The sequence below is a fragment of the Nocardia farcinica genome (assembly GCF_001182745.1).
GTDB lineage: Bacteria > Actinomycetota > Actinomycetes > Mycobacteriales > Mycobacteriaceae > Nocardia > Nocardia farcinica.
Genome location: NZ_LN868938.1, coordinates 2,752,531 through 2,778,372 on the forward strand (window position 1 = coordinate 2,752,531; position 25,842 = coordinate 2,778,372).

The following is a 25,842-nucleotide window of genomic DNA, read 5'->3' on the forward strand; positions in this document are numbered from 1 at the left end:
CGTAGACCGAACCGCACACGGCGGTGGCGCGACTTCGGCCCGAAGGCCGCCGGGGTTACGGGTCACGTCTGCGAGGGGCGCGCGCCGGTCTACAAGGCGGGAGGCGCGGACGTGCCCGGACGCCGATCAGCGACAGAGAATGTCTGCGACCGCGAGATTGCCGACAGCGATCAACGCCAATTCATGGCGGACCTGCGGGACGGCACTCGAAGACACGGGCAGACTTTAGCAGAGCCGCCCGTGGCTTCTCGAATCGAGAAACTCACCGCTCACGACATCAGCGGGTGAAGAACCAGGCCACCACGACGAGCACGAGCAGGGCGAGCAGGGCGAGTTGGACTCGGGAGCGCGGCATCAGCGGGCTCCGCTCTGCACGGGCTCGCGGCGCACGGTCTCGGCGGGCGGCGCGCCGGCCACCAGCGCGGCGGGCGGCGCCGGGCGTCGGTCGCGGCCGAGCAGGCGCAGGCACGCGCGCAGCCCGCGATCGAGCAGGTAGGCGATGGCGAAGCTCACCGGCACCATGCCCACCAGGACGACCAGGAACTGCGGGATGAACGGCAATCCCGCCACCCACAGCTCGAACCCGTCCCACCAGCCAGCGATGCGATCCACACCGCCAGCCTACTGGTCGCCGCGCGCCGGGCGCGCACGGCGTGCGGTGGACGATCGCGCCGCCGGGCACGGATGATGAAGTATGGCGTCGCCCCACGAATCGCACGACCCGACCGCATCGAGCACGCCGAGCGGCTATCGTCATCGGGCCGCGTATCCGCCCATCGACGACTACGCCTTCCTGTCCGACTGCGAGACCAACTGCCTGATCGCCGCCAACGGCTCGGTGGAATGGATGTGCCTGCCGCGGCCGGACTCCCCCAGCGTCTTCGGCGCGATGCTCGACCGCAGCGCGGGCCACTTCCGGATCGGCCCCTACGGCCGCAACGTCCCCGCCGCCCGCCGGTATCTGCCCGGCGGCATGATCCTGGAGACCACCTGGCAGACCGAGACCGGTTGGCTGATCGTGCGCGACGCGCTGGTGCTCGGCCCCTGGCACAACAACGACCAGCGCAGCCGCACGCACCGGCGCACCCCGATGGACTGGGATGCCGAACACATGCTGCTGCGCACCGTGAAATGCGTCAACGGCACCGTCGAGCTGGAGATGAGTTGCCAGCCCAGCTTCGACTACCACCTGGCGGGCGCGCGCTGGGAGTACACCGGCAAGGTCTACGAAGAGGCCACCGCCGTGCGCGCCGACGATCCCGCCGCCGGGCCGACCCTCGTGCTCACCACCGATCTGCGGCTCGGCCTGGAGGGCAGGGAGGCCCGCGCCCGCACCCGGATGCGCGAGGGCGACGAGATCTTCGTCGCCCTTACCTGGTCGGAGCTGCCCGCGCCGAAGACCTTCGAGGAAGCCGCCCACAGGATGCACCGCACGATCGAGTGCTGGCGGCAGTGGATCACCCTGGGCAAGTTCCCCGATCACCCCTGGCGCAGCTACCTGCAGCGCAGTGCGCTGACCCTCAAGGGCCTCACCTACGCGCCGACCGGCGCGCTGCTGGCGGCGGCCACCACCTCGCTGCCCGAACAGCCCGGCGGGCAACGCAATTGGGACTACCGCTACACCTGGGTACGCGATGCCAGCTTCGCGCTGTGGGGCCTGTACACGCTGGGGCTGGACCGCGAGGCCGACGACTTCTTCGCCTTCCTCAACGACGCCACCACCGGGCCGAACGGCGAACCCGTGCCGCTGCAGGTGCTCTACGGCATCGGCGGCGAACGCGAACTCACCGAGCGCGAACTGCCGCACCTGGCCGGCTACGACGGCGCGCAGCCGGTGCGCATCGGCAACGGCGCCTACAACCAGGAGCAGCACGACATCTGGGGCACCATGCTCGACGCGGTGTACCTGCACGTGAAATCCCGGCAGCAGGTGCCCGAAGCGCTGTGGCCGCTGCTGGAACGACAGGTCGACGCCGCCATCGCACACTGGCGCGAGCCCGACCGCGGCATCTGGGAAGTGCGCGGCGAGCCACAGCATTTCACCTCCTCCAAGGTGATGTGCTGGGTGGCGCTCGACCGCGGCGCCAAGCTGGCCGAACTACACGGCCAGCTCGAACGCGCCACGCAGTGGGCCGAGATCGCCGAGGAGATCCGCACCGACGTACTCGTGCACGGGGTGAACGAGGAGGGCGTGTTCACCCAGACCTACGGCGGCGACACCCTCGACGCCTCGCTGCTGCTGGTGGTGCTGGTGCGGTTCCTGCCGCCCGACGACCACCGGGTACGCGCGACCGTCCTGGCCATCGCCGACCGGCTCACCGAGAACGGCCTGGTGCTGCGCTACCGCACCGAGACCACCGACGACGGATTGACCGGCGCGGAGGGCGCTTTCACGATCTGCTCGTTCTGGCTGGTGTCGGCCCTGGTGGAGATCGGCGAGGTGCGCCGGGCCAGGCACCTGTGCGAGCGCCTGCTCGGCTTCGCCAGCCCGCTGCGGCTCTACGCCGAGGAGATCGACCCGCGCAGTGGGCGGCACCTGGGCAACTTCCCGCAGGCGTTCACCCACCTGGCGCTGATCAACGCCGTCACGCACGTGATCCGCGCGGAGAACGAGCAGGACGCGGGCGGATTCCGCCCGGCGCACTCCCCCGCCCATCACCCGAACTGAGGCTCGGGCCGCCCGGTTCGGCTCAGGCGGCCAGGTCGGCTGCCCGGTCGCGCACCGCGCGCAGCTTGCCCAGCTGCGCGTCCAGCTCGGCGAGGCGGTCCTCGCGCCGGTCGCCGTAGCGGCCGTAGGCCTCCTCGGCGGCCCGCAGCGCCTCGTCGGCGGCGCGCAGCGCGTCGGTGGCGATGTCGGTGAAGTGGTCGCGCAACGACCGTTGCATGGCCCGCAACCGGTTCCGTGACTCCTTGCCCACCTGGAACACCACATCGTCCATCAGCCGCGCGACCGCGACCTTGGCCTCGGCGCGGCGGCGCAGCTTGCGGTTCTTGCGGTCGTCCCAGATCGCGTTGACGCCCAGCAGCACACCGGCGCCCGCGGAATACCAGTTCACCAGCGACATCCCGAGCAGGCTGGTGGCCAGACCGACCATCAGGATGCCGCCGTAGGAGCCGCGTAGACCCGACAGCACCTGCTGGGTGACCCCGGGGGTGGCGCTGTCCAGCGACTCCAGCGGAGCCACGTGCTCGAGCACCTCGCCCGGATCGGTCAGCCGCAGGTCGGGCAGCGGCGGCGTGCGCGGGCCGGAGGGGAACTTCGCGGCCACCTGTTCGCACAGCTCCACCGAGCGGTAGTGCGCCATCACGAAGTTCTCCTCGACGGCCTCGCAGATTCGCGCGTCGAGGTCGGCGCCGAACTCCTTCCAGCCGCGGGCCGGATCGGTCCTGGCGATCTCGGCCTCGGCGTCGCGGGTGAGCCTGCGCAGCCGGTGCCGCAGATCGTGCTCGATGTCGGCCATGAGCTCGGCCGCGCCGTCGGCCAGCACGATCTGCCAGTTGGCGGTGCGCTGGCGCAGCTGGTCGGCCTCGTCGCGGGCCACCATCAGCTGCTGGGTGATCTCGCCGCGGCGGCGCGGATCGCGCAGCGCTTCGGCCTCGGAGTACAGGGTGACCGCCAGATTGTCGGCGCTGAGCAGGATGTCGCGCAGCGCGGCGTCGCGGGCGACGGCGTCGGCGCGCGCGATGACCTGATCGCGCAGGTGGTCGATCAGCTGCGGCACCCCGGATTCGATGTCGCGATGCGGGTCGGCGCCGGGGCGATGCATGCGCGCCGACACCGGGGCGACGGCGAAACCGAGACCCGCCGCGTCCAGCAGATCCCGGTCCCGCTGCTGCACATGCGACCACTGTGGATACAGGTCGATCTTGTTCAGCACGCAGATCACGGTGGGACAGAACTGCTGCACCCGCTGCAGGTAATCCAGTTGCGCGGGGGACAGTTCCGAGGACGCCTCGGTCACGTACAGCACCGCGTCGGCGGCGGCGATCATCGACCAGGTCACCCGTTCGTCGCCGCCGCCGGGCGCGTCCATCAGGACGATGCCGTCGGCGAGCAGCGCGCTGGGCTCGGTGAACTCGGCGCGGACCACGTCGGCGGCGGTGAGCGCCGGGCGCGAACTCAGCCGGTCCACCGGCTGCCGCTCGGTGCGGCCCGGCCCGGCCGCCTTCACCAGCGTGGCGGTGGGCTCCGGACCGTATTCGACGATCACCGGTGCGCTGCGCTCGGCGTCGGTCGCGCTGACCTGCGCGCCGACGAGGCTGTTCACCAGGGTGCTCATGCCGTTCTTCGGGTCGCCGACGACGACGAGACGCACCCGCGGATCGCTGATCCTGGCGCGCACCATGCCCAGTCGGCCGCCCAGGTCGTCGCGGCCCGCGGATCCGGCCATCTCCCGCAGTTCGTCGAGCATCCGGATGAGCGGCGCCATGGCGTCGGGATGTTTCACCGTCGCGGACTCCAGCCCGGCTGCGGCAGACAAGCCTCCTCCTTACTGCTGCATGTCGCGTCGTTCGATGAGCACGCTCCTGTCGTCGCGAGCTGCTCGGCTAGAACAGGACCGCGTCCGGTCCGGCGGTCGGGTGCACGTCGGCGACACCGCTGTCGGACCACAGGCCCGTGCCGAGGCCGTGCGCCAGTGTCGCATGGTCGGCCGGGGCGGTGTACGCCGCGTAGTGGTACAGGCTGCCACCGTCGTCGCTGATCGGCTTCGGCTTGGGATCCAGCGGCACCGGCGGCTTCACCGGCGCGACCGGAGTCGGCACGGCGGCGCTCGGCAGCGTCGGCACGTCCACCGTGGGCGGCACGGTGGCCCCGGTGGGCACGTCGAGGGTCGGCACGCTCTGGGTGGGCGGTGTCTGCGCGGGCAGGCTCGCCGTCGGCGCGCCGGGAGCGCTCACCGTGGGTTGCGGAACGGACACCGACGGCGCCGACGGCGTGGTGGGCGCCGTACCGCCACCGGAGGTGCCGCCACCGGTGCCGGTGCCCGGGGTGGTGATGTCGTCGTCGGGGGTGGGCACCTGGGTCACCGTGGCGACGGGGGTCTTGGTGACGATGTCGGTGTCCGGCAGCGACGGCGTGGTCACCACGTCCGTCGGCAGGGTCGTGCCCGGGGTGGGCAGCGGCAGGCTCGGCGTCGGCACCGCGGGCGTGAGGGTGGGCACGCTCGGCGCGGTGGTGCCGGGCACGACGTCGGTGGGGCGCGGCGTGCCCGGTTCCGGCGTGGTGGGCGCGGGGGTGTGGTGCCTGCCCGGCAGGTCCAGCAACGCGGGCACGTCCGCGGCGGGCACCGTCAGCGGAGACGGGCCGCTCCCGCCGCCGAACACGTCGGCGATGGGGCGGGTGGCGGCTTCGGGCTGAATCGTGGTCTGCAACGGCGTGGCCACCACCGGCGCGGCGGCCGCGGCGGCGGGCGCCGCGGGGCGGGCGCCGGGGCGACGGGGCCGACCGGAGCGACCGCGACGGGGGCGACCGGCGCGATCGGCGTCGCGGCCACCGCCGGCGCGATCGGCGCCGCGGGCGCGTGCACCGGGGCGGGAGCGGCGGCGCCGAGCGGGCTCGCGGCACCGGGCGCCCCGCCGGCCTGGCCCGCGCCGTGCTGCTGTTCGTTCAGCCTGCCGCCGCCGGGCCGCGAGCTGTCCAGCCACTGCGAGAAGTTGTCGATCTGGGCACCGACGTCGGTGCCTGCGGCGGCCTTGACCGTCAGCCCGGCGGAGGCCTCGACCCGCAGGTCGGTGGTGAGGTAGACGCCCTTGGGGCCCATCTCGAGGTCCACATCGAACTTCGCCCACACCTGGGCGTAGGCGTCGGTCTCGAGGTAGACGCCGAATCCCTCGCCGACGCCGTCGAAACCGGAGTACACGTCCGACCCGGTGTAGGGGTTGGTCGGGGTGGCCGGGCTCGTGTCGGCACCGAGCCGCACCGCACCCGAGGCGGCATCGGTCGCGCCGTCGGTTTCCTCCGCGACCGGCACCTTGGACAGCAACGGATTCGAGCCGGGCGGCAGGAATCCGCCGGCGCCCGGCATGCCGAAACCCGGTCCGGCCTGGCCGAGTCCGTGCCCGGGTAGCCCGAATCCGCCGGGCTGCTGCCACCAGTCCGACGGGTCGTCGGCGCCGGGGCCGAATTCCGGTCGCACGAAGGGGTTTTCGCCGCCGCCGTCGGTGGGTGCCGACCCCTCCGGGGCGCCGCCGCCGTAGCCCGGGTCGATGCCGTAGCCCGCGTCGGTGCCGGAATGCCGCCAGTACTCGTGGTATTCGGGGTACTCGCCGTAGCCGGAGCTGTCCGACCGCTCCGCCGCCGGTGGCGCGCCCACGGTGATGCCGAAACCCGGCGCGGGCGTACCGGGTGTGTGCTGGGCGACCGGCGCCGGACCGCCGGGCGTGCCGGGGGTGTAGGGCTCGAACGTGGGCTCGGGGTCCGGGAAGGTGACCACCGGGCTCGGCACGTCGGGGTCGGGATCGCTGTTGTGCGCCCATCCGGCGTTCCAGCTGTCCAGCCGCTGCTCGCCCGGCTCGGTGGGCATTCCGCCGCCGTGCGAGGCGACCAGGGCCCCACCGGTGACGTAGGCGCCCGCGCGCGCGACCCGGGCCACCCCCGAGGCCACCTTGTAGGCGGTGTCACCCCCGGGCTCGGTCACCTCGGTGTCGTCGTCGAAAGGCAGGTCGCGCGTCATACAAGCTCCACGTCTCGGGGTCTCCAGCCATCCTCACCCCGCCCGACCGAGTGAAGATCACATAACGATATTTGCGCCCGACCCGGCTGTCACATCCTCGCTGTGAGCAGGAGCCCCCGGTGTGACGAGCAACACATGTGCGCGTCTGCTATTTCTTGTCTTTCGGCTTGTCCGCCTGGGCATCCGAGGACAGTGCCGCGACGAAGGCCTCCTGCGGGACGTCCACCCGCCCGATGGTCTTCATCCGCTTCTTGCCTTCCTTCTGCTTCTCGAGCAGCTTGCGCTTGCGGCTGATGTCACCGCCGTAGCACTTGGCGAGCACGTCCTTGCGGATGGCCCGGATGTTCTCGCGGGCGATGATCTTCGACCCGATGGCCGCCTGGATCGGCACCTCGAACTGCTGACGGGGAATCAGCTCGCGCAGCTTGGTGGTCATCTTGTGGCCGTAGGCCTGCGCGGCGTCCTTGTGCACGATCGCCGAGAACGCGTCGACCGCCTCGCCCTGCAACAGGATGTCGACCTTCACCAGCTGCGATTCCTGCTCGCCCGACTCCTCGTAGTCGAGGCTGGCGTAGCCGCGGGTACGCGATTTCAGCGAATCGAAGAAGTCGAAGATGATCTCGGCCATCGGCAGCGTATAGCGCAGCTCGACCCGGGTCTCCGACAGGTAGTCCATGCCGCCGAGTTCGCCGCGACGGGATTGGCACAGCTCCATGATCGACCCGATGAACTCGCTCGGGGAGATGATGGTGCACTTGACGACCGGCTCGAACACCTTGCGCACCTTGCCTTCCGGCCAGTACGACGGGTTGGTCACCACGTGCTCGGTGCCGTCCTCCATCTCCACCCGGTACACGACGTTGGGGGCGGTGGAGATCAGGTCGAGGTCGAACTCGCGCTGCAACCGCTCCCGGGTGATCTCCATGTGCAGCAGGCCGAGGAAGCCGCAGCGGAAGCCGAAGCCGAGCGCCACCGAGGTCTCCGGGGTGTAGCTCAGCGCGGCGTCGTTGAGTTGCAGCTTCTCCAGCGCGTCGCGCAGGTCCGGGTAGTCCGACCCGTCCACCGGGTACAGCCCCGAGTACACCATCGGCCGCGGCTCGCGGTAGCCGGTGAGCGGCTCGGCCGCGCCGTTGCGCGCGGCGGTCACGGTGTCGCCGACCTTGGACTGGCGCACGTCCTTCACGCCGGTGATCAGGTAGCCGACCTCGCCCACGCCGAGCCCGTCGGTGGGCTTGGGTTCCGGCGAGACGATGCCGATCTCGAGCAGCTCGTGGGTGGCGCCGGTCGACATCATCTTGATCTTCTCGCGCGGGGTCAGCTTGCCGTCCACCACGCGCACGTAGGTGACCACACCACGGTAGGTGTCGTAGACCGAGTCGAAGATCATCGCCCGCGCCGGTGCGTCGGCATCCCCGACCGGCGGCGGCACCTGGCGGATCACCTCGTCGAGCAGTTCCGGCACGCCGACACCGGTCTTGCCCGAGACCCGCAGCACGTCCGAGGGCTCACAGCCCACGATGTGGGCGAGCTCGGCGGCATAGCGGTCGGGATCGGCCGCGGGCAGATCGATCTTGTTCAGCACCGGGATGATGGTGAGGTCCTTGTCCAGGGCCAGATACAGGTTGGCCAGGGTCTGGGCCTCGATGCCCTGGGCGGCGTCCACCAGCAGGATCGCGCCCTCGCAGGCCTCGAGCGCACGGGAGACCTCGTAGGTGAAGTCGACGTGGCCCGGCGTGTCGATGAGGTGCATGACGTAGTCGGTGTCGTCCACGCGCCACGGCAGGCGCACGTTCTGCGCCTTGATCGTGATGCCGCGTTCGCGCTCGATGTCCATCCGGTCCAGGTACTGGGCGCGCATCGCCCGCTCCTCGACCACACCGGTGAGCTGCAGCATCCGGTCGGCCAGCGTCGACTTGCCGTGGTCGATGTGAGCGATGATGCAGAAGTTCCTGATCCGCGACGGATCGGTGAACGTCGTGTCGGCGAAGCTGGCGGGCACTCCACTCCTCAGCTGGGTATCGGCAAACTGCCGTCCATCGTCCCATGTGCGCGCGGCGTGACTGCCCACCGGTCCCGCCGGGGCTCGGCTCACGCGCCCGCGCGCCGTTATTCTCCAGGGATGGCGCGTAATTGGAACGCTCTGGGCAAGCAGTTGAGCCTGATCGCGAAGGAGCAGGGTCCGCGGATCGCCAAACAGCACGGGCCGAAGCTGGTGGAGAAGCTGGTCGGCGGTCTCGCGCAGCGCCAGCGCCGCTCCCCCGGCGTGCCCGTGCGCCCGGCCGCCTCGGTACCGGTGCCGACCGAGCAGCGGGCCCGCCGGATCGTCTACTCACCGCACCTGGACGGGCGGGCCGATCCGGGCGAGATCGTGTGGACCTGGGTGCCCTACGAGGAGGATCCGCGCAACGGTAAGGATCGCCCGGTGCTGGTGGTCGGCCGGGACAAGCGGACCCTGCTCGGGCTGATGCTGTCGTCGAATCCCGAGCGGGCCCACGATCGCAACTGGCTGTCGATCGGTAGCGGTAGCTGGGATCACCAGGGCAGGCCGAGCTGGGTGCGCCTGGACCGCGTGCTCGACGTGCCCGAGGCGGGTATCCGGCGCGAGGGGGCGGTGCTCGCCCGCAAGACCTTCGACCTGGTCGCGCACCGGCTGGTGGTGGAATACAACTGGAGCTGACCTGCACCGGGGCGGCGGCCGTCGCGGCCACCGCCCCGGGCTGCGGTGTCGTCCGGGGTCAGCTCACCATCTCGCGGCGGCGGCCGAACAGCAGACCGTAGACCAGCGCGCCGAGAACACCGCCGATCAGCGGGAACACCACGAACGCCCAGACCTGCCCGGCCGCGCCCTCCTGATAGAACGCGACGCCCAGGCTGCGGGCCGGATTGACCGAGGTGTTGTCGACCGGGATCGAGATCAGGTGCAGCACCGCCAGGGTGACACCGATGGACAGGCCGGCCAACGGCACATCCGAGATCTGGTCGGTGGAGGCGAGCACCACGAAGATCAGGATCGCGGTGAGCATCACCTCGACGATGATCATCGCCGCGAACCCGTAGCCGTTCTGCACCACGACCTCGCCCAACGGCCCGGTCTTGGCCGAGGGGCTGTGCTCGCCCCAGCCGTTGGCGCCGAGGCCGTCGGTCCTGCGGTCGTAGCTGGGCAGGTTCTTGGCGATCGCGAACAGCACGAGACCGGACAGGAACGCGCCGATCAGCTGGGCCACGACGTAGCCGACGGCATTCACCGCCGACACCCGGCCCAGGATCAACTGGCCGAGGGTGACCGCCGGGTTGACGTGGCAGCCGGAGATCGGGCCGATCGAATAGACCAGGAACATCAGCGTGAGACCGAAGGCCAGCGCCACACCCAGCGCCCCGACCCGCTCACCGGCCAGCACCGCGGTGCCGACGCCACCCATCACCAGCACGAACGTACCGAGGGCCTCGGCGGCCCACTTCTTACCATCGGGAATCCGCCGGTCCTCGGCGATTTCCTCGACCACTTCCTGAGCCGTGGGAGACATACAGACACACCTTCCGCCATCTCGAGCCGTTGCTACTGCTGTCCAGACGAGGTACTGCTGTGAAGCCGGGGCTGTTCAAGATCGAACGGTCCTGCCTGGAAACTACGCCAGACGAGGGCCCGGGACAATGATCCGGCGCCGGATCGATTTCGCGTGCCGCGCCCCGGCTGGTACTCTCGACCTTCGGCATGGCGTTACCCGGTGTTTCCGGGTGTGTCGCCGGCGCGAGACTTCTCCAGCACATCCACTCAGCGACAGGAACACGAGGAACAGGCGTGGCCAACATCAAGTCCCAGATGAAGCGGATCCGCACCAACGAGGCGGCGCGCAAGCGCAACCAGTCGGTCAAGTCCGCGCTGCGCACCGCGATCCGCAGCTTCCGGGAAGCGGCCGAGGCGGGCGACAAGGACAAGGCCGCCGAGCGCCTGCAGTTCGCCAGCCGCAAGCTGGACAAGGCCGCCTCGAAGGGTGTCATCCACCCGAACCAGGCCGCCAACAAGAAGTCCGCGCTCGCGCTGGCCTTCAACAAGCTCTGATGCGCCGGTCCCCTCGCCGGGACCACGTCATCCTCTGACGCAGCCGCCGCGGCCTCGACGACCACGGCGGCTTTTGTCGTGCCCGCCGCCGTGACCTCGCCGCGGTGCGCGTCAGGCGCGCGGGAGTTCACCGAAGGGTCGCGGCGATGTCGGCCGCGGGGGCTACCATTCCGCGCATGGTAACCGTGTACGCGAATCAGACTGTGGTCAGAGCCGAGGATCTGCCGGATGTGATCCGGGCGGCCGAGGTACTAGGGATCGGCCTGAAGATCGAGAACGTCATGGTTCCCGACGACGACGGCGGCTACGCGCCCGAATGGATCGTCACCCGCGAGGACGAGGTGCCCGTGTACGACGAGTGGGAGGGCCGTTTCGAGGAGCCCGACGACGAGGAGTTCTCGCTCGACTCGGCCGAATGAGTTTCGTCCCCTCGGCTCCGGCCGAGGGGTTCAGCCGTGCAGGTCCAGGATCCGGCCGAGCGCGAGTTCGAGCGCGAAGCCCGAGTCGGCCGCACCACCCTTGACGTCGGCGTTCAGCGTCGCCACCACCTGGAGCGCGGAGCCGATGGTGGCCGGTGTCCAGCCCCTGGCCTGGGCCTGCGCCTTCTTCACCTTCCACGGCGGCATGCCGAGCTGCTGGGCGAGCTTGAACGGATCGCCGCGGCCCGCCGAACCGACCCGGGCGATGGTGTGCACCGAGTCCGCCAGCGCGTCGGCCAACAGCACATGCGGCACACCGCGATCGATCGCCCAGCGCAACGCCTCCACCGCCGCACCGCGGTCACCGGCCACCGCCAGCTCGGCGACCTCGAAACCGGTCACCTCCGCCCGGCCCGAGTAGTAGCGGCGCACCGCCGCCACGTCGACCTTGCCGCCGGTGTCGGCCACCAGCTGGGAACAGGCCGCGGCCAGTTCACGCAGGTCGGAGCCCACCGCCTCGAGCACGGTCTGCACGACCTCGCCGGAGACCCGCACCCCGGCGGCCCGGAACTCGGCACGCACGAACTCCACCCGCTCGGCGGCCTTGGTGAGCTTGGCGCAGTTGTGCACCACCGCCCCGGCCTTCTGCAGCGCGGGCGCCATCGCCTTGGCCCGGCCACCGCCGGAATGCAGCACCACCAGCACCACGCCCTCGGGCGGGTCGGCCGCGGCCGTGGTGATCACGCCCACCGCGTCCTTGCCCGCCTCCGCCGCCGACTCCAGCACGATCACCCGGTCCTCGGCGAACAGCGAGGGGCTCAGCAACTCGGCCAGCTCGGCGGTGCTCGCGTCACCGGCCCGCAACCGGTCCACCGGCACCGCCTCGGGGTCGGGTGCGACCGCGCGTACGTCCCCCACGATCGCGGCGACCGCGCGCTCGATCAACAACTCTTCCTCGCCGAGGACCAGGTGCACCGCCGCAGGCCGTTCGCTCACCCGGCCGATCCTACGGTCCGCGACCGACAGCACCCGATCGGCCGCGGTGTCGGTCGCGCGGGGGCGTCCTCGTCATGGAGGTGTCGGCGGCGCGACCGCGTCGCCACCCATCACCCGCGACCGGGTCCGCGCGGCCCGCCACTCTGTGAGGATCGAATCATGCGATACATGCTGTTGTTCCACTACCCCGAGGAGACCGAGGAGTCGCTCGGCGCCGAGGCGATGGCGTCCGGCAGGCAGCAGTTCGCCGCCTATGCCGCGACGCTGGAACAGGCCGGTGTCCTCGTATCCGGCCAGGTGTTGCAGCCCTCCGACCGGTCGACCACACTGCGACTCGTCGACGGGCGGCTGCGCATCCAGGACGGCCCGTACGCCGACACCAAGGAACAGCTCGGCGGGGTGATGATCATCGACGTCCCCGACTTCGACGCCGCCCTGGACCTCGCCCGTCAGGCACCGCCGCTCGGCTGGGGCTGCGTCGAGATCCGTCCGGGCGCGGTGCACACCGAGGACGGGGTCTGGGTGCCGTCGTGACCGGCGCGGACACCGCCGCGGCGGTGGCCGAGCACACCGCGCGCACGTCCTACGGGCGGCATCGTGCGGGTGCGCGCGACCGCGACCTGGTTGTGCTGGTCGCGGTGCTGGCCGCCGGTTGCGGCGACCTGACGCTCGCCGAGGACACCCTGGCGGAGGCCTTCGAGCAGGCGCTTCGCACCTGGCCCCGCCGGGGTGTGCCGGCCAACCCGGAGGGCTGGTTGCTGACGGTGGCGCGCAACCGTCAGCGCGACGTGTGGAAGTCAGCGGGGTACCGGCGCAGCGTGCCGCTCGACACCGAAGACCCACCCGTCGAGGGCGTCGCGCTGCTCGACGACCTCGACGCCGATGCCATTCCGGACCGGCGGCTGGCGCTGCTGTTCGTGTGCGCCCACCCCGCCGTCGCCGCCGAGGCCCGCACGCCGCTGATGCTGCAGACCGTGCTCGGCTTCGACTCGTCCCAGGTGGCCCGGGCGTTCGCGGTGTCACCGGCGGCGATGCAGCAGCGGCTGGTGCGGGCCAAACGCCGCATCCGCGATGCCCGGATCCCGTTCGTGGTGCCGGGGTGGGGCGCGTTGGCCGAGCGGTTGCCGCCCGTACTGGAGGCGATCTACGGGTGCCACGCCCTGACCTGGCGCGAGGGCACCCGGTCGCTCGCGGGTGAGGCCCGCTACCTCGCGGTCACGCTGGCCACCCTGCTCGCCGACGAACCGGAGGCGTGGGCTCTGGCCGCCCTGACCACCCTGGTCGCGGCGCGGAACAGCCCGGCCGACACCGTCTTCCGGCCGCTCGACGCGCAGGACCCCGCCGACTGGGATCCGCGGCTGATCATCGAGGGCGAGGACTACCTCCGCCGGGCCGAGCGGCCGGGCTCGGCGCCGGGCCGTTTCCAGCTCGAGGCGGCCATCCACGCCGTGCACTGCGCCCGGCTCACCACCGGCGACACCGATTGGCAGGCACTGCGCACCCTCTACACCGCCCTGGTCGCCGTCGCCCCCACTCTCGGCAGCCGCACCGCGCACGCCGCGGTGCTCGGCCGCACCGACTCCGCCGAGGACGGGCTGTGCCTACTCGACCGCCTGCCGCCCGAGCGGGAGCGGTTCCAGCCCTACCACGCCACCCGCGCGGATCTCCTCGCCCGCGCCGGACGGTTCGCCGAAGCCGCCGCCGCGTACGACACGGCGGCCACGCTGACCGACGACCCGGCGGTACGGGAGTTCCTTCGGGCGCGCGGAGCGGCGGTCCGTGGATCGCCGCGGCGCTAACCGGGGCTCAGCAGCCGGACCAGGAACAGCGTCGACAGGGCGGCCACCGCCACCACCGTCACGATCCGGCGCGGTTCCCGGTACCGCAACGCCGCGACGATCGCGACCACCACCGCGGCCGCGACGAACCCGCCTGCCGCCCCACCGGGCACCGACAGCACCGCGCCCGGCCACGCGGCGGCGCGCCCGGCGACGGTGAGCAGCCACCACAACGGCGGGATCGCCAGGTGCAGTACCACTTCCGCGAGCGGCGACCAGAACCAGGCGACCGCGGCCGCGGCCGCCCCGATGATCGTCACCGGCGCGATCACCGGAGCCACCAGCACGTTCGCCGCGACCGCGACAAGACTGACCCGGCCGGTCAATGCCACCAGGAGTGGCACGGTGACGGTGAACGCGGCCGCCGAGACGGCGACGATCTCGGCCGGGAGCTGCCACCACCCCCGCTCCCGCAACCAGTCTGCCCAGCTGGGCGCGAGCAGGATCAGCGCGCCGGTCGCCAGGACCGACAGCGCGAACCCCGCACTCACCGCCAATTCCGGCCGGTACAGCAGCAGCCCGATCACCGCGGCGCACAGCGCGGGCAGCGCCTGCTTGCGCCGCCCGGTCGTCACCGCCGCCAGCGTGACCACCCCCATCGCCGCCGCGCGCAGCACGCTCGGATCCGGCCGTGCCACCACCACGAACATCACCAACGCCGCCGCCGCGACCGCCACCGCGGACCGCGGACTCAGGCCGAGCCGCCGCGCCGCACCGAGCACCACCGTGAGCACGATTGTGAAATTCGCCCCGCTGACCACGCAGAGGTGTTGCAGCCCCGCGACTTCGAAGTGCGACCGTACCGGATCCGGCAGCCGCGAGGTGTCGCCGAGCACCAACGCGGGCAGCAGCCCGGCGGCGTCCGGCGGCAGCGCCCGCCCCGCCGCCCCGGCCAGACCGGCCCGCACCGCACTCGCCGCCCGCTGCCACCACGGCAACGCCCCCACCGGCACCGGCGGCCCGTCCGCGATCAGCACCGCCACCGTCAGGTCTCTGCTCCGCGGTGCCTGCACCCGCGCGCGAAAGGCCGTCGCCTGTCCCGGCACCACCTCCGCCCACGCCGGACCACTCGCCAGCACCACCACCGCCCCGCCGCCGCGCACCACGGCATCCCCGCGCCGGAACTCGCGCAACTCCGCCCGCACCACCCAGCGCGATCGCCCCGCGCCCGCGCCGGTCCGCACCGGCCGGGGATCGTCCTCCGGCGTCACCAGCACCTCCACCCACGCCTTCTCCCCCAACTGCCGCAGCGGATGCGCCCCCGCCCGGTGCTCGCGCCACGCCGCCGCCAGCGCGAACCCGGCGGCCAGCCCCAGCGCCGCCACCAACACCATCGCCCAGCCGCGCCGACCACCCGCCCTGCCCGATCCGGCCGCCCCCGGCTCCGCACCGCCAACCACCGCCCGACCGCCCCCACACGGTCGCCCGCCACCCTGGCGGCCATCACACGACCACCCACGTCACCGCGCCCCACCACACCGCCGCCCACCACACGACCACCCACTACGCGGTCGCCCGACACACCACCGCCCAGCACACCACCGCCCAGCACACCACCGCCCACCACACGACCACCGACCACGCGGTCGCCCGACACACCACCACCCGCCACACCGCCGCCCACCGCACGACCATTCAGCTCGCGGCCCACCGCGCCGCCCGTCCACACCGGCGGTCCGCCGGCCGCCGCGGTGCCGGTCCCGCGGCGAATGGCAGTGCGGCTGCGTCCGTCCGGCGGCGTCGAGAACCTGCGGCCCGGTCCTCGCGCGGCGCCCGGTGTCGGCCGCGCCGGACGAGGGCCGGGCCGGTGGACTGCGCCGATCCACGCGGCCGCTCCGGTCGCGGCGCACACGACCGCGACGGCGACCCCGACCAGCCAGCCACCGCGCACCGCCGCGATCGTCGCCAGCCAGCACGCGAGCGCGGTGGGCAGCAATCGGACATCCAAGAGGTCTCGGGCGGTCCCCCGCTCGCCGGTGTCCGCCGACGCATCCCCCACCCGGGTCCCCTCGGCCCGCGACCGGATCACCTGCGCTCGGGCCATCAGGGCGGCGATCATTCCGCTTGGCCGGGAGCGGACCGCGCGCCACCCGCGCCCGGATCGGCCACGGCCACCGTCGATTTCCCGGTCTCGGCGGCCCGTCCGGGAGGCCGCCCCGGTGCCGGGGCCGGTACCACCGGAGGGCCGCACCGCCGCTCGAGCCGGCAGCGCGCGCGACCCCCTCATACCGTCACCAGCTCGCGGAGGCGGGCGAGGCGGGCCGGGCCGATGCCGTCGACCTCGGCGAGTTGGTCGACGGCGGTGAAGCGGCCGTTCGCGGTGCGCCAGGCGAGGATCGCGCGCGCGGTGACGGGACCGACGCCGGGCAGTGCGTCGAGTTGCGCTTCGGTGGCCGTGTTCAGGTCGATCTTGCCCGCCGTCCCGGGTACCGGAGCTCCCGCGGTGGCACCCGCCGCACCTCCCGCGCCGCCCGCGCTGATGGTGGCGCTGCCGGGCCGGGGACCGTCACCGGTCGGCGCCGCAGCGCCGACGAGGATCTGGTCGCCGTCCTGGACCCGCTGGGCGAGGTTGAGACCGGTCAGGTCCGCGCCGTCGCGCGGCCCGCCCGCCGCCGCGAGTGCGTCGGCCACCCGTGCGCCCGCGGGCAACCGGACCAGACCACCATGATGTACCAGCCCGACCACGCTGACGACGAGTTCGCCTGTCGCCGGCGGGGTTTCGGGCACCGGCACGCTGCCCGGCGCGGCCGCCTGCGTGCGGGCCGCTCCGGACACCGGCACGCCGGGAGGTGCCGTGGTGGTGCGCACGGAGGCCAGCGGCGGCACCGGGTGGGTGACCGGCTGCGCGCGGGTCAGCACGAACGCGGTGACCAAGACCGCCAGCACCCCGACGAGAACCAGGGTGACAGCGCCGCGCCGGCCGGGGTCGACCCGGGCGCCGCGGAAGCGCTCGGGCACGAGCCGCCGCGTCCACGGTTCGGGGGCCTGCGGTTCCCGGAGCCACTCCGGTTCGTCGACCTCGGCGAACTCGTCGGCGGCGATGTCCGCCGGTGCCTGCGCGGCACCCCACGCCGCGTCGCGCCGTGCGGCCGAACTCGCCCGCGCGGTGGACGTGCGAACCTCGGGGCGCGCCGGAGCGCCGTGCCCGTCGGGATCCGGCGGGCCGGTGTCGTCGCCGAGGTCGAGCGCCGACCCCGCCTCCGCGACGCTCCCGCGCCCGTCGCCGCTCCGCCCGTCGCCGATCCGCCCGTCGCCGACCCGTCCGTCGCCGCTCCGCCCGTCGCCGATCCATCCGTCGCCGCTCCGCGCGTCGCCGGTGTCGAACCGCCGTAGCGCGGTATCGATGAGGCCCGGCCGCGCCTCGTCCTCGTCGAAGGCTCCGGCCACGGGCACCTCGGCATCAGGCTCGAGGTCGTTGTCCGGCAGGTCGTCTCGATCCCATCGCGCAGGCGCGGCGGCCCGCGAGCGGACGGGCCGACCGCTGCGGTGTGGTGTGGGCGCCGGAGATCGATGACCGGTGTGCGCGACCACCGCGGGACGTCCGGGCGGAATGGCCGCCGCTCGGCTCGCACCCACCCGCTCGGTCAACACCCCCAGCCGCCGCCGGATCCGCTCGCGTTCGTCGTGTCGTGGCATGGCGGCGACGCTAGGCCGCGGCGCACGCCGGGCAGGCGCACCGACCAGCGAGAACAGCGCCCCTGTGGACCAATCGCGGGCTGTGCACAACCACCCCGGGGTGGCTCGCACCGCCCTCCCGTACCGCCCTCGGCTCTGCTACCGTCGTTCGCATGCAGCACGCCCACGTGACGACCACGCCGGAATTCGTCCCGGCGCGCTGACTGATGTTCTGACGACAAGGCCCCGGGCGAGTGCCCGGGGCCTTTCGCTGTGGTCACTCGTCCGTCGACGCGAGGAGACCCATGTACGACCATCGCAAGCTCGGTCGCGAGCTCGACCTGTTCGACAGCGATCCACTCATCGGCTCGGGACTGCCGTACTGGCTGCCGTCCGGCGGCGCACTGCGGCACGCGCTCGAAGAGTACATCCGCACCGCGGAACACCGCGCCGGCTATCGCCACGTGCACTCACCGGTACTCGGCAAGCGGGAGCTCTACGAGATATCCGGGCACTGGGCGCACTACCGCGAGGACATGTATCCGCCGATGGACGTCGGCGGCGAGCAGGTGGTGCTGCGCCCCAGTCTGTGCCCGCACCACGCGCTGATCTACCGGTCGCGATCACACAGCTATCGCGAATTGCCGTTGCGGATGGCCGAACTGGGCGTGATGTACCGTGCCGAGCTGTCCGGGGTGCTGGGCGGGCTGAGCCGGGTCCGGGCCATCCACCTCAACGACGCGCACATTTTCTGCACCGAGGACCAGGTGGGTGCCGAGGTGCACGCGGCGCTGGCGATGATCGCCCGCGCACACGCCGCCCTCGGCATCGCGCCGCACCGGTTCCGGCTGTCGCTGCCCGGGCCGGGCGGGAAATACGTCCCGAATCCGGCGATGTGGGAGCGCGCGACCGGGGTGCTCGTCGAGGCGTTGCGGGCGGCCGGGATCGACTACGAGCCCGCCGACGACGAAGCGGCGTTCTACGGACCCAAGATCGACGTGCAGTTCCTCGACAGCGCGGGCCGCGAATTCACCCTGTCCACCGTGCAGGTCGACTTCCATCAACCCGAGCAGTTCGACCTGTGCTACATCGGTGCCGACGGTGCGAAACATCGTCCGGTCATGGTGCACCGCAGCATCATCGGCAGTGTGGAACGCGCGGTCGCCCACCTGGTCGAGGTGCACGGCGGGGCGTTCCCGGTGTGGCTGGCGCCCACCCAGGTGGTGGTCCTGCCGCTCTCGGGCGAGCAGCACGCCGCGGCCGAGGACGTGGTGCGGGTGCTGCGCGCGGCCGATGTGCGAGCCGAACTCGCGGGACACGACCAGGGCAGTCTCGGCGCACGGATCCGAGCCGGTCGGCAGGTGCCGTACCAGGTGGTCGTCGGGCCGAAAGAGGTGGCGGCGGGGACCCTCGCCGTGCGGTTGCGCTCCGGAGAGCAGCTCGCACCACTACCGGTTTCCGACTTCCTGGCACGGGTGGACCGGGTGGTGCGCGCGCACGCCGCCGAGCTCTGACGAATCCCGGCGAGTACCGGGCGGTTTCAGTCGCAGCCGCCCGGTATCACCAGCACGCCCAGCGCGCCGACGCCGAGATGCACAGCGAGAACGGGGCCGAACTCGGCGACGACGAGTTCTTTCAATTCCGGCAGCCGCTCTCGCAGCTGACCGGCGACGATCTCGGCCGCTTCCGCCGCACCGAGGTGTTGGACGGCGACGGCCGCCCCGTCCGCGCCCGCGGCCTCCACCGCCGCGGCGACCAGGCGCGCGTACGCCTTGGACCGGGTGCGCGCCTTCTCCCGCAGCTCCAGCTTGCCCTCGACCAGTTGCAGCAGCGGCTTGGTGACCAGTTCGCTGCCGAAGAAGGAGGCGGCGGTGCTCAACCTGCCGCCGCGACGCAACTGTTCGGTGCGGTTGACCAGGATGAAGGTCCTGGCCCGGGTCGCGGCGGTGACGGCGGCGTCGTAGACCTCGTCGAGCGTGCCGCCGCGTGCCGCGCGGCGGGCCGCGGCCAGGGCAGGCAGACCGGTGGCCAGGCCCGCGCCGAGCGAATCCACCAGCCGCACCTGGCGACCGGCGTCCATGTCTCGCACCGCCTGTCTGCCCGACTCCCAGGTGCCCGAGAGCTGCCGCGAGACGTGCACGGCCACCACGCCGTCGCCGCCGCTGCGCCGCAGCGCCTGTTCGTAGATCTCGCGCATCTCGCCGGGTGAGGCGGCGGAGGTGGTGACCGTGTCCGAGGTGTAGTCGATCTCGACCGGCTCCACGCCCTCCCGGATCGCACGGTCACCGACCAGCACGTGCAGCGGGACGACGGCGATGCCGAGCTCGTCCACCGTTGCGGTGGGCAGGCCGGCCGACGAATCGGTGACGACCACGACGGCCACGGACTACCGAACCTCCTGCAGGGTTTTCACCATCGCGTTCGCCACCGCGGTGTGGCCGTCCCAGCCCCAGTGGATGCCGTCGGGGTTGGCCTCGCCGGAGAAGATGTTCTCCCGCACCGCCTCACCGAGATCGACCAGCGGCACCGCGGTGCGCGCCGACCACTCCCGCAACGCCTGGACCGCGCGCGGCCGGCCCGAATGCACCCGCCCGTAGGCCTCGCAGTTGTGCACCGACGGCAGCACGCCGATCACCGGCAGGTCGGGACGCAGCTGGGCCAGTGCCTGCCGGGACTGTTCGAGGTAGTCGATGCTCACCCGCGGCGGCAACGCCACGGGCCTGCCCAGCTTCGAGAGCCGGGGTTGCAGCCAGTTGTAGGTGGCGCGCACGCGCCTGCGCAGGGCGGGCGGGCGCACGTAACGGATCAGCTCGCGCAGCGCCGTCGGCAACGGTGAGGGCAGGGTGTCCATGCCGCCGACGGCGAACACCACCGCACCCGCGCGCGGCACCGCCGCCCACACCCGCGGGTCGCCGATCAGCGCCCAGTAGGCGTCGCGACACGTCCAGCCGATCCGCCCGACCAGCTCGACATCCCAATCCAGTTCGGCGGCCACGAGATTCGGCCAGATGCGCGGATGGTCGGCGGGCAGCCCGCCCTTGGGCCCGAAGTAGGCCAGCGAATCGGCGATCACCAGCAGCACCGGGCGCTTCGACTCGGCGGACGCGACAGCACCGGCGGCATCCTGCGCCGGCGCGGGGACATCGGCCAGGGAGTCGGCCGCAGCCGATTCCGCCGGAGCCTGCGGCACGGTAGGGACGGATGGCTCGGCATCACCCGACTCGACGGGGGACGTCTCGGTAGGCGGATCGGCGACGGGCGAAACGGCCTCCCTCGACGAGGCATCGGCCGTGGCAACGGTCACGGGCGCGGCGGCCGCTTCGGCCTCCGAAACAGCATCCGTGACGGCGGCGGCCTCCTCGGTGCCGGAATTCACCGGATCGTCCGGCTGCGCGGTGGGGTGGTCGTTTCCGGCATCCGTCGCGTCGGCAGTGGTGTTCGCGGGCGGCCCGCCGAACAGCGCGTCCGGCAGCTGCCGTTCCGGTTTGGCCGAGACCTTCTGTTTGAACAGTTCGTCCGGCACGGTCCGCGCCGCGTCCTCGCGGGAGCCGCGCCGCTCGGGCTCGGCGGGTTCGGGCGGCGGGCCGAACAGCGCGTCGGGCAGTTGACGTTCCGGCTTGGCGCTCACCTGCCGGAACAGTTCGTCCGGGACCGACCGGACCGGCTGATCAGAGGACATCGGGTGCTACCTTCGCCGCTGCGTTCCACACATCGAGACGCCAGCCGGGCTGGTCGATGCCTGGACCGTGGCTGCTCAGCTGCACCCAGCTGGTGTTGGCGAGTCCGCCGAGGGCGGGCCAGTTCTGCGGCGGCAGTTCGAGCAGCGCGGCCGTCAAGGCGGCGATCAGCCCGCCGTGCGCCACCAGGATGATAGTCCGGCCGGGCCAATCCTGCCGCTCGTTGTACAGCTCCCGGACCACGGGCAGCGCGCGGGCGCCGACCTCGAGCTTGCTCTCCCCGCCCGGCGGCCGGTAAGTGGCGTCCAGCCGCCACGCCACCCGGGCGCCGGGATAGTCGGCGTCCACCTCCAGGTGGGTCAGGCCCTGCCAGTCACCGAGATGGGTTTCGCGCAGCCGCGGATCGAGCGCCACCGGCACGTCGGTGTGCTCGGCCAGCGCGAGCGCGGTGTCGTGGGCGCGGCGCAGATCCGAGGACACGATCGCGATGGCGTTGCGGGAGACCAGTTCGCGGGCCGCCTCTTTGGCCTGCCGACGGCCGAGTTCGGTGAGGTCGGTGTCGATCTGGCCCTGCATCCGATCGGTGGCGTTCCATTCGGTCTGCCCGTGCCGCAGCAGGATCAGCGTGCGGACCCCGGCGTACTTGCTCACGCGCGGTTGTCTCCCTCGCCGGCCGCCTCCGGCCGCGGCTCACCGACGCCCTCGACCGGGACCACCGGGCAGTCCTTCCAGAGCCGTTCCAGCGCATAGAAGTTGCGCTCGTCGTTGTGCTGGATGTGCACCACCACATCGACGTAGTCCAGCAGCGCCCAGCGCCCCTCGCGGGTGCCCTCCCGCCGCACCGGCTTGTGCCCGGCCCGGCGCAGCTTCTCCTCGACGTTGTCGACGATCGCGTTGACCTGGCGCTCGTTGGGCGCCGACGCGATGACGAAGCAGTCGGTGATCACCAGCTGCTCGGAGACGTCGAGCACCACCACGTCGGAGGCCAGCTTCTCGTCGGCGGCCCGCGCGGCCACCTCGGCCATCTCGATCGCCTCGGCCGACGCGCTCACCCGCGCACCTCCGCGCTGCCCCACTGGACCTCGAGTCCGTTCACCTCAGCTACCTTCCGCTGCGTCCGGCACGTACAGCTGCCGCTTCGATATGTACTGCACCACGCCGTCCGGGACGAGGTACCAGACCGGCCGGTTCTCCGCGGCGCGGCGCCGGCACTCGCTCGACGAGATCGCCAGCGCCGGGATCTCGAGCATGGTCACCGCGTCGGGAGGAAGATCGCGCAGATGCTCCTCCAAATGATCGGTGTTGAGCTCGTACCCCGGTCGGCTCACCCCGACGAACTTGGCCAGTTCGAACAGTTCGGCCCAATCCTGCCACGACAGGATGTTGGCCAGTGCGTCCGCACCCGTGATGAAGTACAGCTGGGCGTCGGGGTACTGCGCTTTCATCTCCCGCAGGGTGTCCACGGTGTAGGTGACCTTGCCGCGATCGATGTCGGCGCGGCTCACCGTGAAACTGGGGTTGGAGGCGGTCGCGATCACCGTCATCAGGTACCGGTCCTCGGCGGGGCTGACCTTCTTGTGTGCCTTCTGCCACGGTTGCCCGGTGGGGACGAAGATCACCTCGTCCAGATCGAAGCGGTTGGCGACCTCGCTGGCGGCGACCAGGTGGCCGTGGTGGATGGGATCGAACGTGCCGCCCATCACCCCCAGCTTGCGTCCGGTCGACCCTGTCTCGTGCATGAGAGCCGAGCTTAACGGTCGCCGCACGCGGCGCGGAGTGCTGCCCGCCACACCGGCCGGGCACTCAGTCCTGCATGTCGGCGAGCTGACGGCGGGTGTGGTCGAGTTCGTTGGCGACCTCCGGGCTGGGTGCCAGCCCTTCCAGATCGGCGAGCAGGGCGCGCAGTGCGTCGATGCTCGGCTGCCGTTGCGCGCGGGTGCCTGCCGACCAGAACCGCAGCCACGCGGCCGAACGCAGGCAGCGGGCGCGCGGGCCGATCCGCCCGAGTTCGCCCCACAGGTCGGCCGCGCGGAGATAGGCCAGCGCGGCCGGACCGTCGGCGCCACAGGCGTCCAGCGCCGAGGCAGCCGACCAGGTGAGTTCGGCGCGCAGACGCGCGTGGTCGGCCGCGTCGCGGACCAGGTGGGCGGCGGCCAGGTAGTGGCGGGCGGCGCGGGCATGCTCACCGAGCAGCCGCAGCGAGCGACCGTACTGGCCGCGCAACACCGCCATCTCGGCGGCCGGATACGGCGCGGGCGCGGCGATCGCGCGGGCGAACAGTTCGGCGGCGCGCCGGTGCCTGCCCGCGCGATGCCAGGCACGGGCGGCGACGAACACGAGGTGGGTGACGGTGTCCCCGGACAGGTCCGCCCAGTGCCCGGCCGCCGCCAGCGCGGCGGCGGCCAGATCGGCCTCGCGCCCCGGCAGGCCGGACAGCACGGTGACCAGCTGCGCGTGCAGGCGGGCCAGGTGCTCGGCGGGCAACGCCCCCGCGCCGGACTCGAGCGCGGCGCGCAGGTAGCGTTCGGCCTCCTCGGGCTCACCGAGCAGCCGCGCCGCGGCCAGCTCCCCGAGCCGGATCGCCTCCGCGCCGCGGCGCGACGGCTCGACCGGCTGCGCACCCGGATCCATCCGCCAGGACACCACCGGCGCGACACCCTCGGTGCCCGGCCTCGACCAGTCGTCCCCACCCGTCGATGTCACGCCGTCCGGCGTCGCACTCCCCATGCCGGCGAATGCTGGTGAGCAGCGCCAATGAAACGCTTAACGAATCCTGAAGACAGGCGGAACCGGCGGACCGCTCAGGGACGCTTCGACTTCGGCAACTTGCGCACGATCTCCTCGTAGGAGTAATCGATGAGCTCGCGTAGTTCGTTATCCGAGATGCCGCCGTCGATGCGGACGGCGTTCCACCCGTACCGGCCGATGTAGGCCGAGGGCGTCACCTCGTCGGGATGGATGCGCACCAGTTCGTCGGCCTCGAGGCGGTCGCGGCCGCATTTCAGGCCGACCGATTCGGTGCCGAGGAAGGCGAAGATCTTGCCGCCGACCTTGGCGACCAGATCGCCCTCCCACGGTTCGTCGGCGACGGCGCCGGGTTTGGCCAGGCAGTACCGCACCAGTTCCGCGTGGTCCATGCGCCCTCCTCACACCGGCAGCAGCCGGGACACCACCTCGGTCAGTTGCCGCGCCGAGCGGCATTCGTGCATCTCGATGACGGTCCGGTACTTCTCCGCCGCGGAATCACCGGAGCCCCACTGGTTGGTGGGTTCGGGATTGAGCCAGTGCGCGTGCTTGGCGACCTCGACCAGTTCGCGCAGCGTGTCCAGCGCCGGGTCCCGGTAGTTGGTGCGGGCGTCGCCGAGGATCAGCAGCGAACTGCGGCTGGTGACCGCGTCGGGGAATTCCGCGGCGAAGGTGCGCAGCGCGGTGCCGTAGTCGGAGTGGCCGTCGTAGCCGACCACGTCGGCCTCGGTGAAGATGCGGGTCATCGCCTCGTCGAGCTGGGTGTGCGGGTCGAAGAAGCGGGTCACCTCGTCGGTGTTGTCGACGAAGGCGAAGATCCGCACCCGGGAGAACTGCTCGCGCAGCGCACTCACCAGCAGCAGGGTGAAGTTGCTGAACCCGGCCACCGAGCCCGAGACGTCGCACAGCAGCACGAGTTCCGGGCGGCCCGGTCGCGGTTTGCGGTTCACCAGGTCGATCGGCACACCGCCGGTGGACATGGACTTGCGCAACGTCTTTCGCAGATCGATCTCACCGCGGCGGTGCTTCCTGCGCCGCGCGGCCAACCGCGAGGCCAGCACCCGGGCCAGGCGCTGGGTGCCGCGGCGCAGTTCGGCGAGCTCACGGTCGGAGGCGCGCAGGAAGTCCACATCCTCGGCCTGCCTGGCGACCCCGTAGTTCGCGACCCGTTCGCGGCCGATCCGCTCGGCCACCCGCCTGCGTGTCTCGGCTTCGACGGTGGCGCGGAAGCCGTCGATGCGCCCGCGCGCGGCCCGCCGGGCGATCTCGGTGTCGAACTCGCTGGTGTCCGGTCCGACGGCCAGCCCCGCCAGGATCTTGGCCAGCAGCGTCTGCGGCTGCACCTCCTTGAGCGCCTGATACGCCGAGAAGGACGGCCCCCGCGCCGACTGGTACTGCCCGAGCTGTTCGACCAGTTGGGCGGCGACCTGCTCGAGCTGGCGGTCGGAGTCCTCCCGCACCAGCAGATCGGCCAGCAACTGGCGCAGGGCCGGGATGTCGACCTCGCCGGAAGGCTTGCGCGGGAGCTCGAGGTCGGCCTCGTCCTCGGCCCGCTCCCCCACCGCGACCGGGAACCACAGGTCGAACAGGCCGTCGAAGGTGGCGCGATGGGTGGTGCGGCGCAGCAGCGCACAGGCCAGGCCCTCCCGCAGCACCTCGCGGTCGAGCAGATCGAGCACGGTCACCACCCGCCCGGCGTCCACCGTCTCCGAGGGACCGACCGGGATGCCGCGCGCCCGCAACGCCTCCACGAAGCCGACGAGGTGTCCCGGCAGGCCGTGCTCGGACCGCAACGACACCGGCGCCTCGGGGTTCATC

Annotated in this window: 25 protein-coding genes; 7 read left to right on the forward strand and 18 right to left on the reverse strand. The window is 72.1% G+C overall.

The annotated features are described in order from the left end of the window. Window positions 1-126 precede the first annotated feature (126 nt). Both AMO33_RS32845 and AMO33_RS13255 read right to left on the reverse strand, forming a co-directional pair. Window positions 127-216 (reverse strand): Ms4533A family Cys-rich leader peptide, encoded by a 90-nt coding sequence (locus AMO33_RS32845; protein WP_309546086.1) that lies wholly within the window; start codon window positions 214-216, stop codon window positions 127-129. A gap of 138 nt (window positions 217-354) precedes the next feature. Further along, a complete protein-coding gene (locus AMO33_RS13255) occupies window positions 355-612 on the reverse strand; it encodes a hypothetical protein (RefSeq protein WP_060592801.1) in 258 nt (85 codons plus the stop codon). Between the two features lie 82 nt (window positions 613-694). Between AMO33_RS13255 and AMO33_RS13260 the strand changes: the two genes are divergently transcribed. After that, window positions 695-2,668 carry a glycoside hydrolase family 15 protein gene (locus AMO33_RS13260; RefSeq protein ID WP_060592802.1) on the forward strand — a complete coding sequence of 658 codons (1,974 nt, stop codon included), beginning with the start codon at window positions 695-697 and terminating at the stop codon, window positions 2,666-2,668. Between the two features lie 22 nt (window positions 2,669-2,690). Here AMO33_RS13260 and AMO33_RS13265 read toward each other — a convergent pair whose 3' ends face one another. The 4 genes from AMO33_RS13265 to lepA form a co-directional block, all read right to left on the reverse strand. Further along, complete coding sequence (locus AMO33_RS13265) at window positions 2,691-4,481, reverse strand: dynamin family protein (RefSeq protein WP_060592803.1); 1,791 nt, start codon at window positions 4,479-4,481, stop codon at window positions 2,691-2,693. 67 nt (window positions 4,482-4,548) lie between these two features. Then, entirely contained in the window at window positions 4,549-5,373 is an 825-nt protein-coding gene (locus AMO33_RS13270) for a hypothetical protein (protein ID WP_159033818.1), read from the reverse strand. Next, window positions 5,292-6,674 (reverse strand): chromosomal replication initiator protein DnaA, encoded by a 1,383-nt coding sequence (locus tag AMO33_RS13275; RefSeq protein ID WP_060592805.1) that lies wholly within the window; start codon window positions 6,672-6,674, stop codon window positions 5,292-5,294. The genes AMO33_RS13270 and AMO33_RS13275 overlap by 82 nt, the downstream gene beginning before the upstream one ends. Window positions 6,675-6,822: 148 nt before the next feature. After that, the gene (gene lepA, locus AMO33_RS13280; protein WP_011207929.1) at window positions 6,823-8,673 is read right to left on the reverse strand and encodes a translation elongation factor 4; all 1,851 of its coding nucleotides are present in this window, start codon (window positions 8,671-8,673) and stop codon (window positions 6,823-6,825) included. Between the two features lie 120 nt (window positions 8,674-8,793). Between lepA and AMO33_RS13285 the strand changes: the two genes are divergently transcribed. Further along, entirely contained in the window at window positions 8,794-9,351 is a 558-nt protein-coding gene (locus tag AMO33_RS13285; protein ID WP_060592806.1) for a type II toxin-antitoxin system PemK/MazF family toxin, read from the forward strand. A gap of 58 nt (window positions 9,352-9,409) precedes the next feature. Here the strand turns inward: AMO33_RS13285 and AMO33_RS13290 are convergent, their stop codons facing one another. After that, entirely contained in the window at window positions 9,410-10,198 is a 789-nt protein-coding gene (locus AMO33_RS13290) for an aquaporin (RefSeq protein ID WP_041559939.1), read from the reverse strand. Between the two features lie 275 nt (window positions 10,199-10,473). Here AMO33_RS13290 and rpsT point away from each other — a divergent pair, with 275 nt between their 5' ends. Further along, window positions 10,474-10,734: a 30S ribosomal protein S20 gene (gene rpsT / locus AMO33_RS13295; protein WP_011207926.1), complete on the forward strand. Its 261-nt coding sequence runs from the start codon at window positions 10,474-10,476 to the stop codon at window positions 10,732-10,734. 176 nt (window positions 10,735-10,910) lie between these two features. Next, a complete protein-coding gene (locus tag AMO33_RS13300) occupies window positions 10,911-11,153 on the forward strand; it encodes a hypothetical protein (protein ID WP_041559938.1) in 243 nt (80 codons plus the stop codon). Window positions 11,154-11,183: 30 nt separating this feature from the next. Here AMO33_RS13300 and holA read toward each other — a convergent pair whose 3' ends face one another. Continuing rightward, a complete protein-coding gene (gene holA, locus AMO33_RS13305) occupies window positions 11,184-12,149 on the reverse strand; it encodes a DNA polymerase III subunit delta (RefSeq protein ID WP_011207924.1) in 966 nt (321 codons plus the stop codon). 159 nt (window positions 12,150-12,308) lie between these two features. On the opposite strand from holA, the gene AMO33_RS13310 reads away from it, so the two are divergent. Further along, entirely contained in the window at window positions 12,309-12,683 is a 375-nt protein-coding gene (locus AMO33_RS13310; RefSeq protein ID WP_060592807.1) for a YciI family protein, read from the forward strand. Next, a complete protein-coding gene (locus tag AMO33_RS13315) occupies window positions 12,680-13,948 on the forward strand; it encodes an RNA polymerase sigma factor (RefSeq protein ID WP_060592808.1) in 1,269 nt (422 codons plus the stop codon). The genes AMO33_RS13310 and AMO33_RS13315 overlap by 4 nt, the downstream gene beginning before the upstream one ends. Here AMO33_RS13315 and AMO33_RS13320 read toward each other — a convergent pair. Both AMO33_RS13320 and AMO33_RS32850 read right to left on the reverse strand, forming a co-directional pair. Next, the gene (locus AMO33_RS13320; protein ID WP_060592809.1) at window positions 13,945-15,321 is read right to left on the reverse strand and encodes a ComEC/Rec2 family competence protein; all 1,377 of its coding nucleotides are present in this window, start codon (window positions 15,319-15,321) and stop codon (window positions 13,945-13,947) included. The two genes, AMO33_RS13315 and AMO33_RS13320, sit on opposite strands and share 4 nt — an antisense overlap. Before the next feature lie 889 nt (window positions 15,322-16,210). After that, window positions 16,211-17,623, reverse strand: coding sequence for a ComEA family DNA-binding protein (locus tag AMO33_RS32850; protein ID WP_082668658.1), 1,413 nt, complete (start codon window positions 17,621-17,623; stop codon window positions 16,211-16,213). Window positions 17,624-17,907: 284 nt separating this feature from the next. On the opposite strand from AMO33_RS32850, the gene thrS reads away from it, so the two are divergent. Next, complete coding sequence (gene thrS, locus AMO33_RS13330; RefSeq protein ID WP_060592810.1) at window positions 17,908-19,116, forward strand: threonine--tRNA ligase; 1,209 nt, start codon at window positions 17,908-17,910, stop codon at window positions 19,114-19,116. 26 nt (window positions 19,117-19,142) lie between these two features. On the opposite strand, the gene AMO33_RS13335 is transcribed toward thrS, so the two are convergent. From AMO33_RS13335 to AMO33_RS13370, 8 genes are all read right to left on the reverse strand, one after another. Continuing rightward, a complete protein-coding gene (locus AMO33_RS13335; protein ID WP_011207910.1) occupies window positions 19,143-19,985 on the reverse strand; it encodes a DegV family protein in 843 nt (280 codons plus the stop codon). A gap of 3 nt (window positions 19,986-19,988) precedes the next feature. Continuing rightward, window positions 19,989-20,753: a diglucosylglycerate octanoyltransferase gene (gene octT, locus AMO33_RS32855; RefSeq protein ID WP_060593472.1), complete on the reverse strand. Its 765-nt coding sequence runs from the start codon at window positions 20,751-20,753 to the stop codon at window positions 19,989-19,991. A 517-nt stretch (window positions 20,754-21,270) separates the two neighbouring features. Further along, window positions 21,271-21,930 carry a histidine phosphatase family protein gene (locus AMO33_RS13345; RefSeq protein ID WP_011207908.1) on the reverse strand — a complete coding sequence of 220 codons (660 nt, stop codon included), beginning with the start codon at window positions 21,928-21,930 and terminating at the stop codon, window positions 21,271-21,273. Next, window positions 21,927-22,331 carry a ribosome silencing factor gene (rsfS, locus tag AMO33_RS13350; protein WP_011207907.1) on the reverse strand — a complete coding sequence of 135 codons (405 nt, stop codon included), beginning with the start codon at window positions 22,329-22,331 and terminating at the stop codon, window positions 21,927-21,929. The genes AMO33_RS13345 and rsfS overlap by 4 nt, the downstream gene beginning before the upstream one ends. A 45-nt stretch (window positions 22,332-22,376) precedes the next feature. Next, window positions 22,377-23,018, reverse strand: a complete 642-nt coding sequence (gene nadD / locus AMO33_RS13355; RefSeq protein ID WP_076573580.1) for a nicotinate-nucleotide adenylyltransferase — start codon at window positions 23,016-23,018, stop codon at window positions 22,377-22,379. Window positions 23,019-23,082: 64 nt separating this feature from the next. Then, on the reverse strand, window positions 23,083-24,006 hold the full coding sequence (locus AMO33_RS13360; RefSeq protein ID WP_139337506.1) for a hypothetical protein: 924 nt from the start codon (window positions 24,004-24,006) through the stop codon (window positions 23,083-23,085). Window positions 24,007-24,080: 74 nt separating this feature from the next. Then, window positions 24,081-24,416, reverse strand: coding sequence for an MmcQ/YjbR family DNA-binding protein (locus AMO33_RS13365; protein WP_060592812.1), 336 nt, complete (start codon window positions 24,414-24,416; stop codon window positions 24,081-24,083). 9 nt (window positions 24,417-24,425) lie between these two features. After that, complete coding sequence (locus AMO33_RS13370; RefSeq protein WP_060592813.1) at window positions 24,426-25,841, reverse strand: vWA domain-containing protein; 1,416 nt, start codon at window positions 25,839-25,841, stop codon at window positions 24,426-24,428. Between the last annotated feature and the right edge of the window lies 1 nt (window position 25,842).

Excerpts from the sequence above, each read along its gene's own strand:
- AMO33_RS13260 (WP_060592802.1), top strand. The coding sequence starts at position 695 with ATGGCGTCGCCCCACGAATCGCACGACCCGACCGCATCGAGCACGCCG.
- AMO33_RS13275 (WP_060592805.1), bottom strand. The coding sequence starts at position 6,674 with ATGACGCGCGACCTGCCTTTCGACGACGACACCGAGGTGACCGAGCCC.
- AMO33_RS13285 (WP_060592806.1), top strand. The coding sequence starts at position 8,794 with ATGGCGCGTAATTGGAACGCTCTGGGCAAGCAGTTGAGCCTGATCGCG.
- AMO33_RS13290 (WP_041559939.1), bottom strand. The coding sequence starts at position 10,198 with ATGTCTCCCACGGCTCAGGAAGTGGTCGAGGAAATCGCCGAGGACCGG.
- AMO33_RS13300 (WP_041559938.1), top strand. The coding sequence starts at position 10,911 with ATGGTAACCGTGTACGCGAATCAGACTGTGGTCAGAGCCGAGGATCTG.
- AMO33_RS13310 (WP_060592807.1), top strand. The coding sequence starts at position 12,309 with ATGCGATACATGCTGTTGTTCCACTACCCCGAGGAGACCGAGGAGTCG.
- AMO33_RS13320 (WP_060592809.1), bottom strand. The coding sequence starts at position 15,321 with ATGGTGTTGGTGGCGGCGCTGGGGCTGGCCGCCGGGTTCGCGCTGGCG.
- AMO33_RS32850 (WP_082668658.1), bottom strand. The coding sequence starts at position 17,623 with ATGCCACGACACGACGAACGCGAGCGGATCCGGCGGCGGCTGGGGGTG.
- thrS (WP_060592810.1), top strand. The coding sequence starts at position 17,908 with ATGTACGACCATCGCAAGCTCGGTCGCGAGCTCGACCTGTTCGACAGC.
- nadD (WP_076573580.1), bottom strand. The coding sequence starts at position 23,018 with ATGCACGAGACAGGGTCGACCGGACGCAAGCTGGGGGTGATGGGCGGC.
- AMO33_RS13360 (WP_139337506.1), bottom strand. The coding sequence starts at position 24,006 with ATGGGGAGTGCGACGCCGGACGGCGTGACATCGACGGGTGGGGACGAC.
- AMO33_RS13365 (WP_060592812.1), bottom strand. The coding sequence starts at position 24,416 with ATGGACCACGCGGAACTGGTGCGGTACTGCCTGGCCAAACCCGGCGCC.
- AMO33_RS13370 (WP_060592813.1), bottom strand. The coding sequence starts at position 25,841 with ATGAACCCCGAGGCGCCGGTGTCGTTGCGGTCCGAGCACGGCCTGCCG.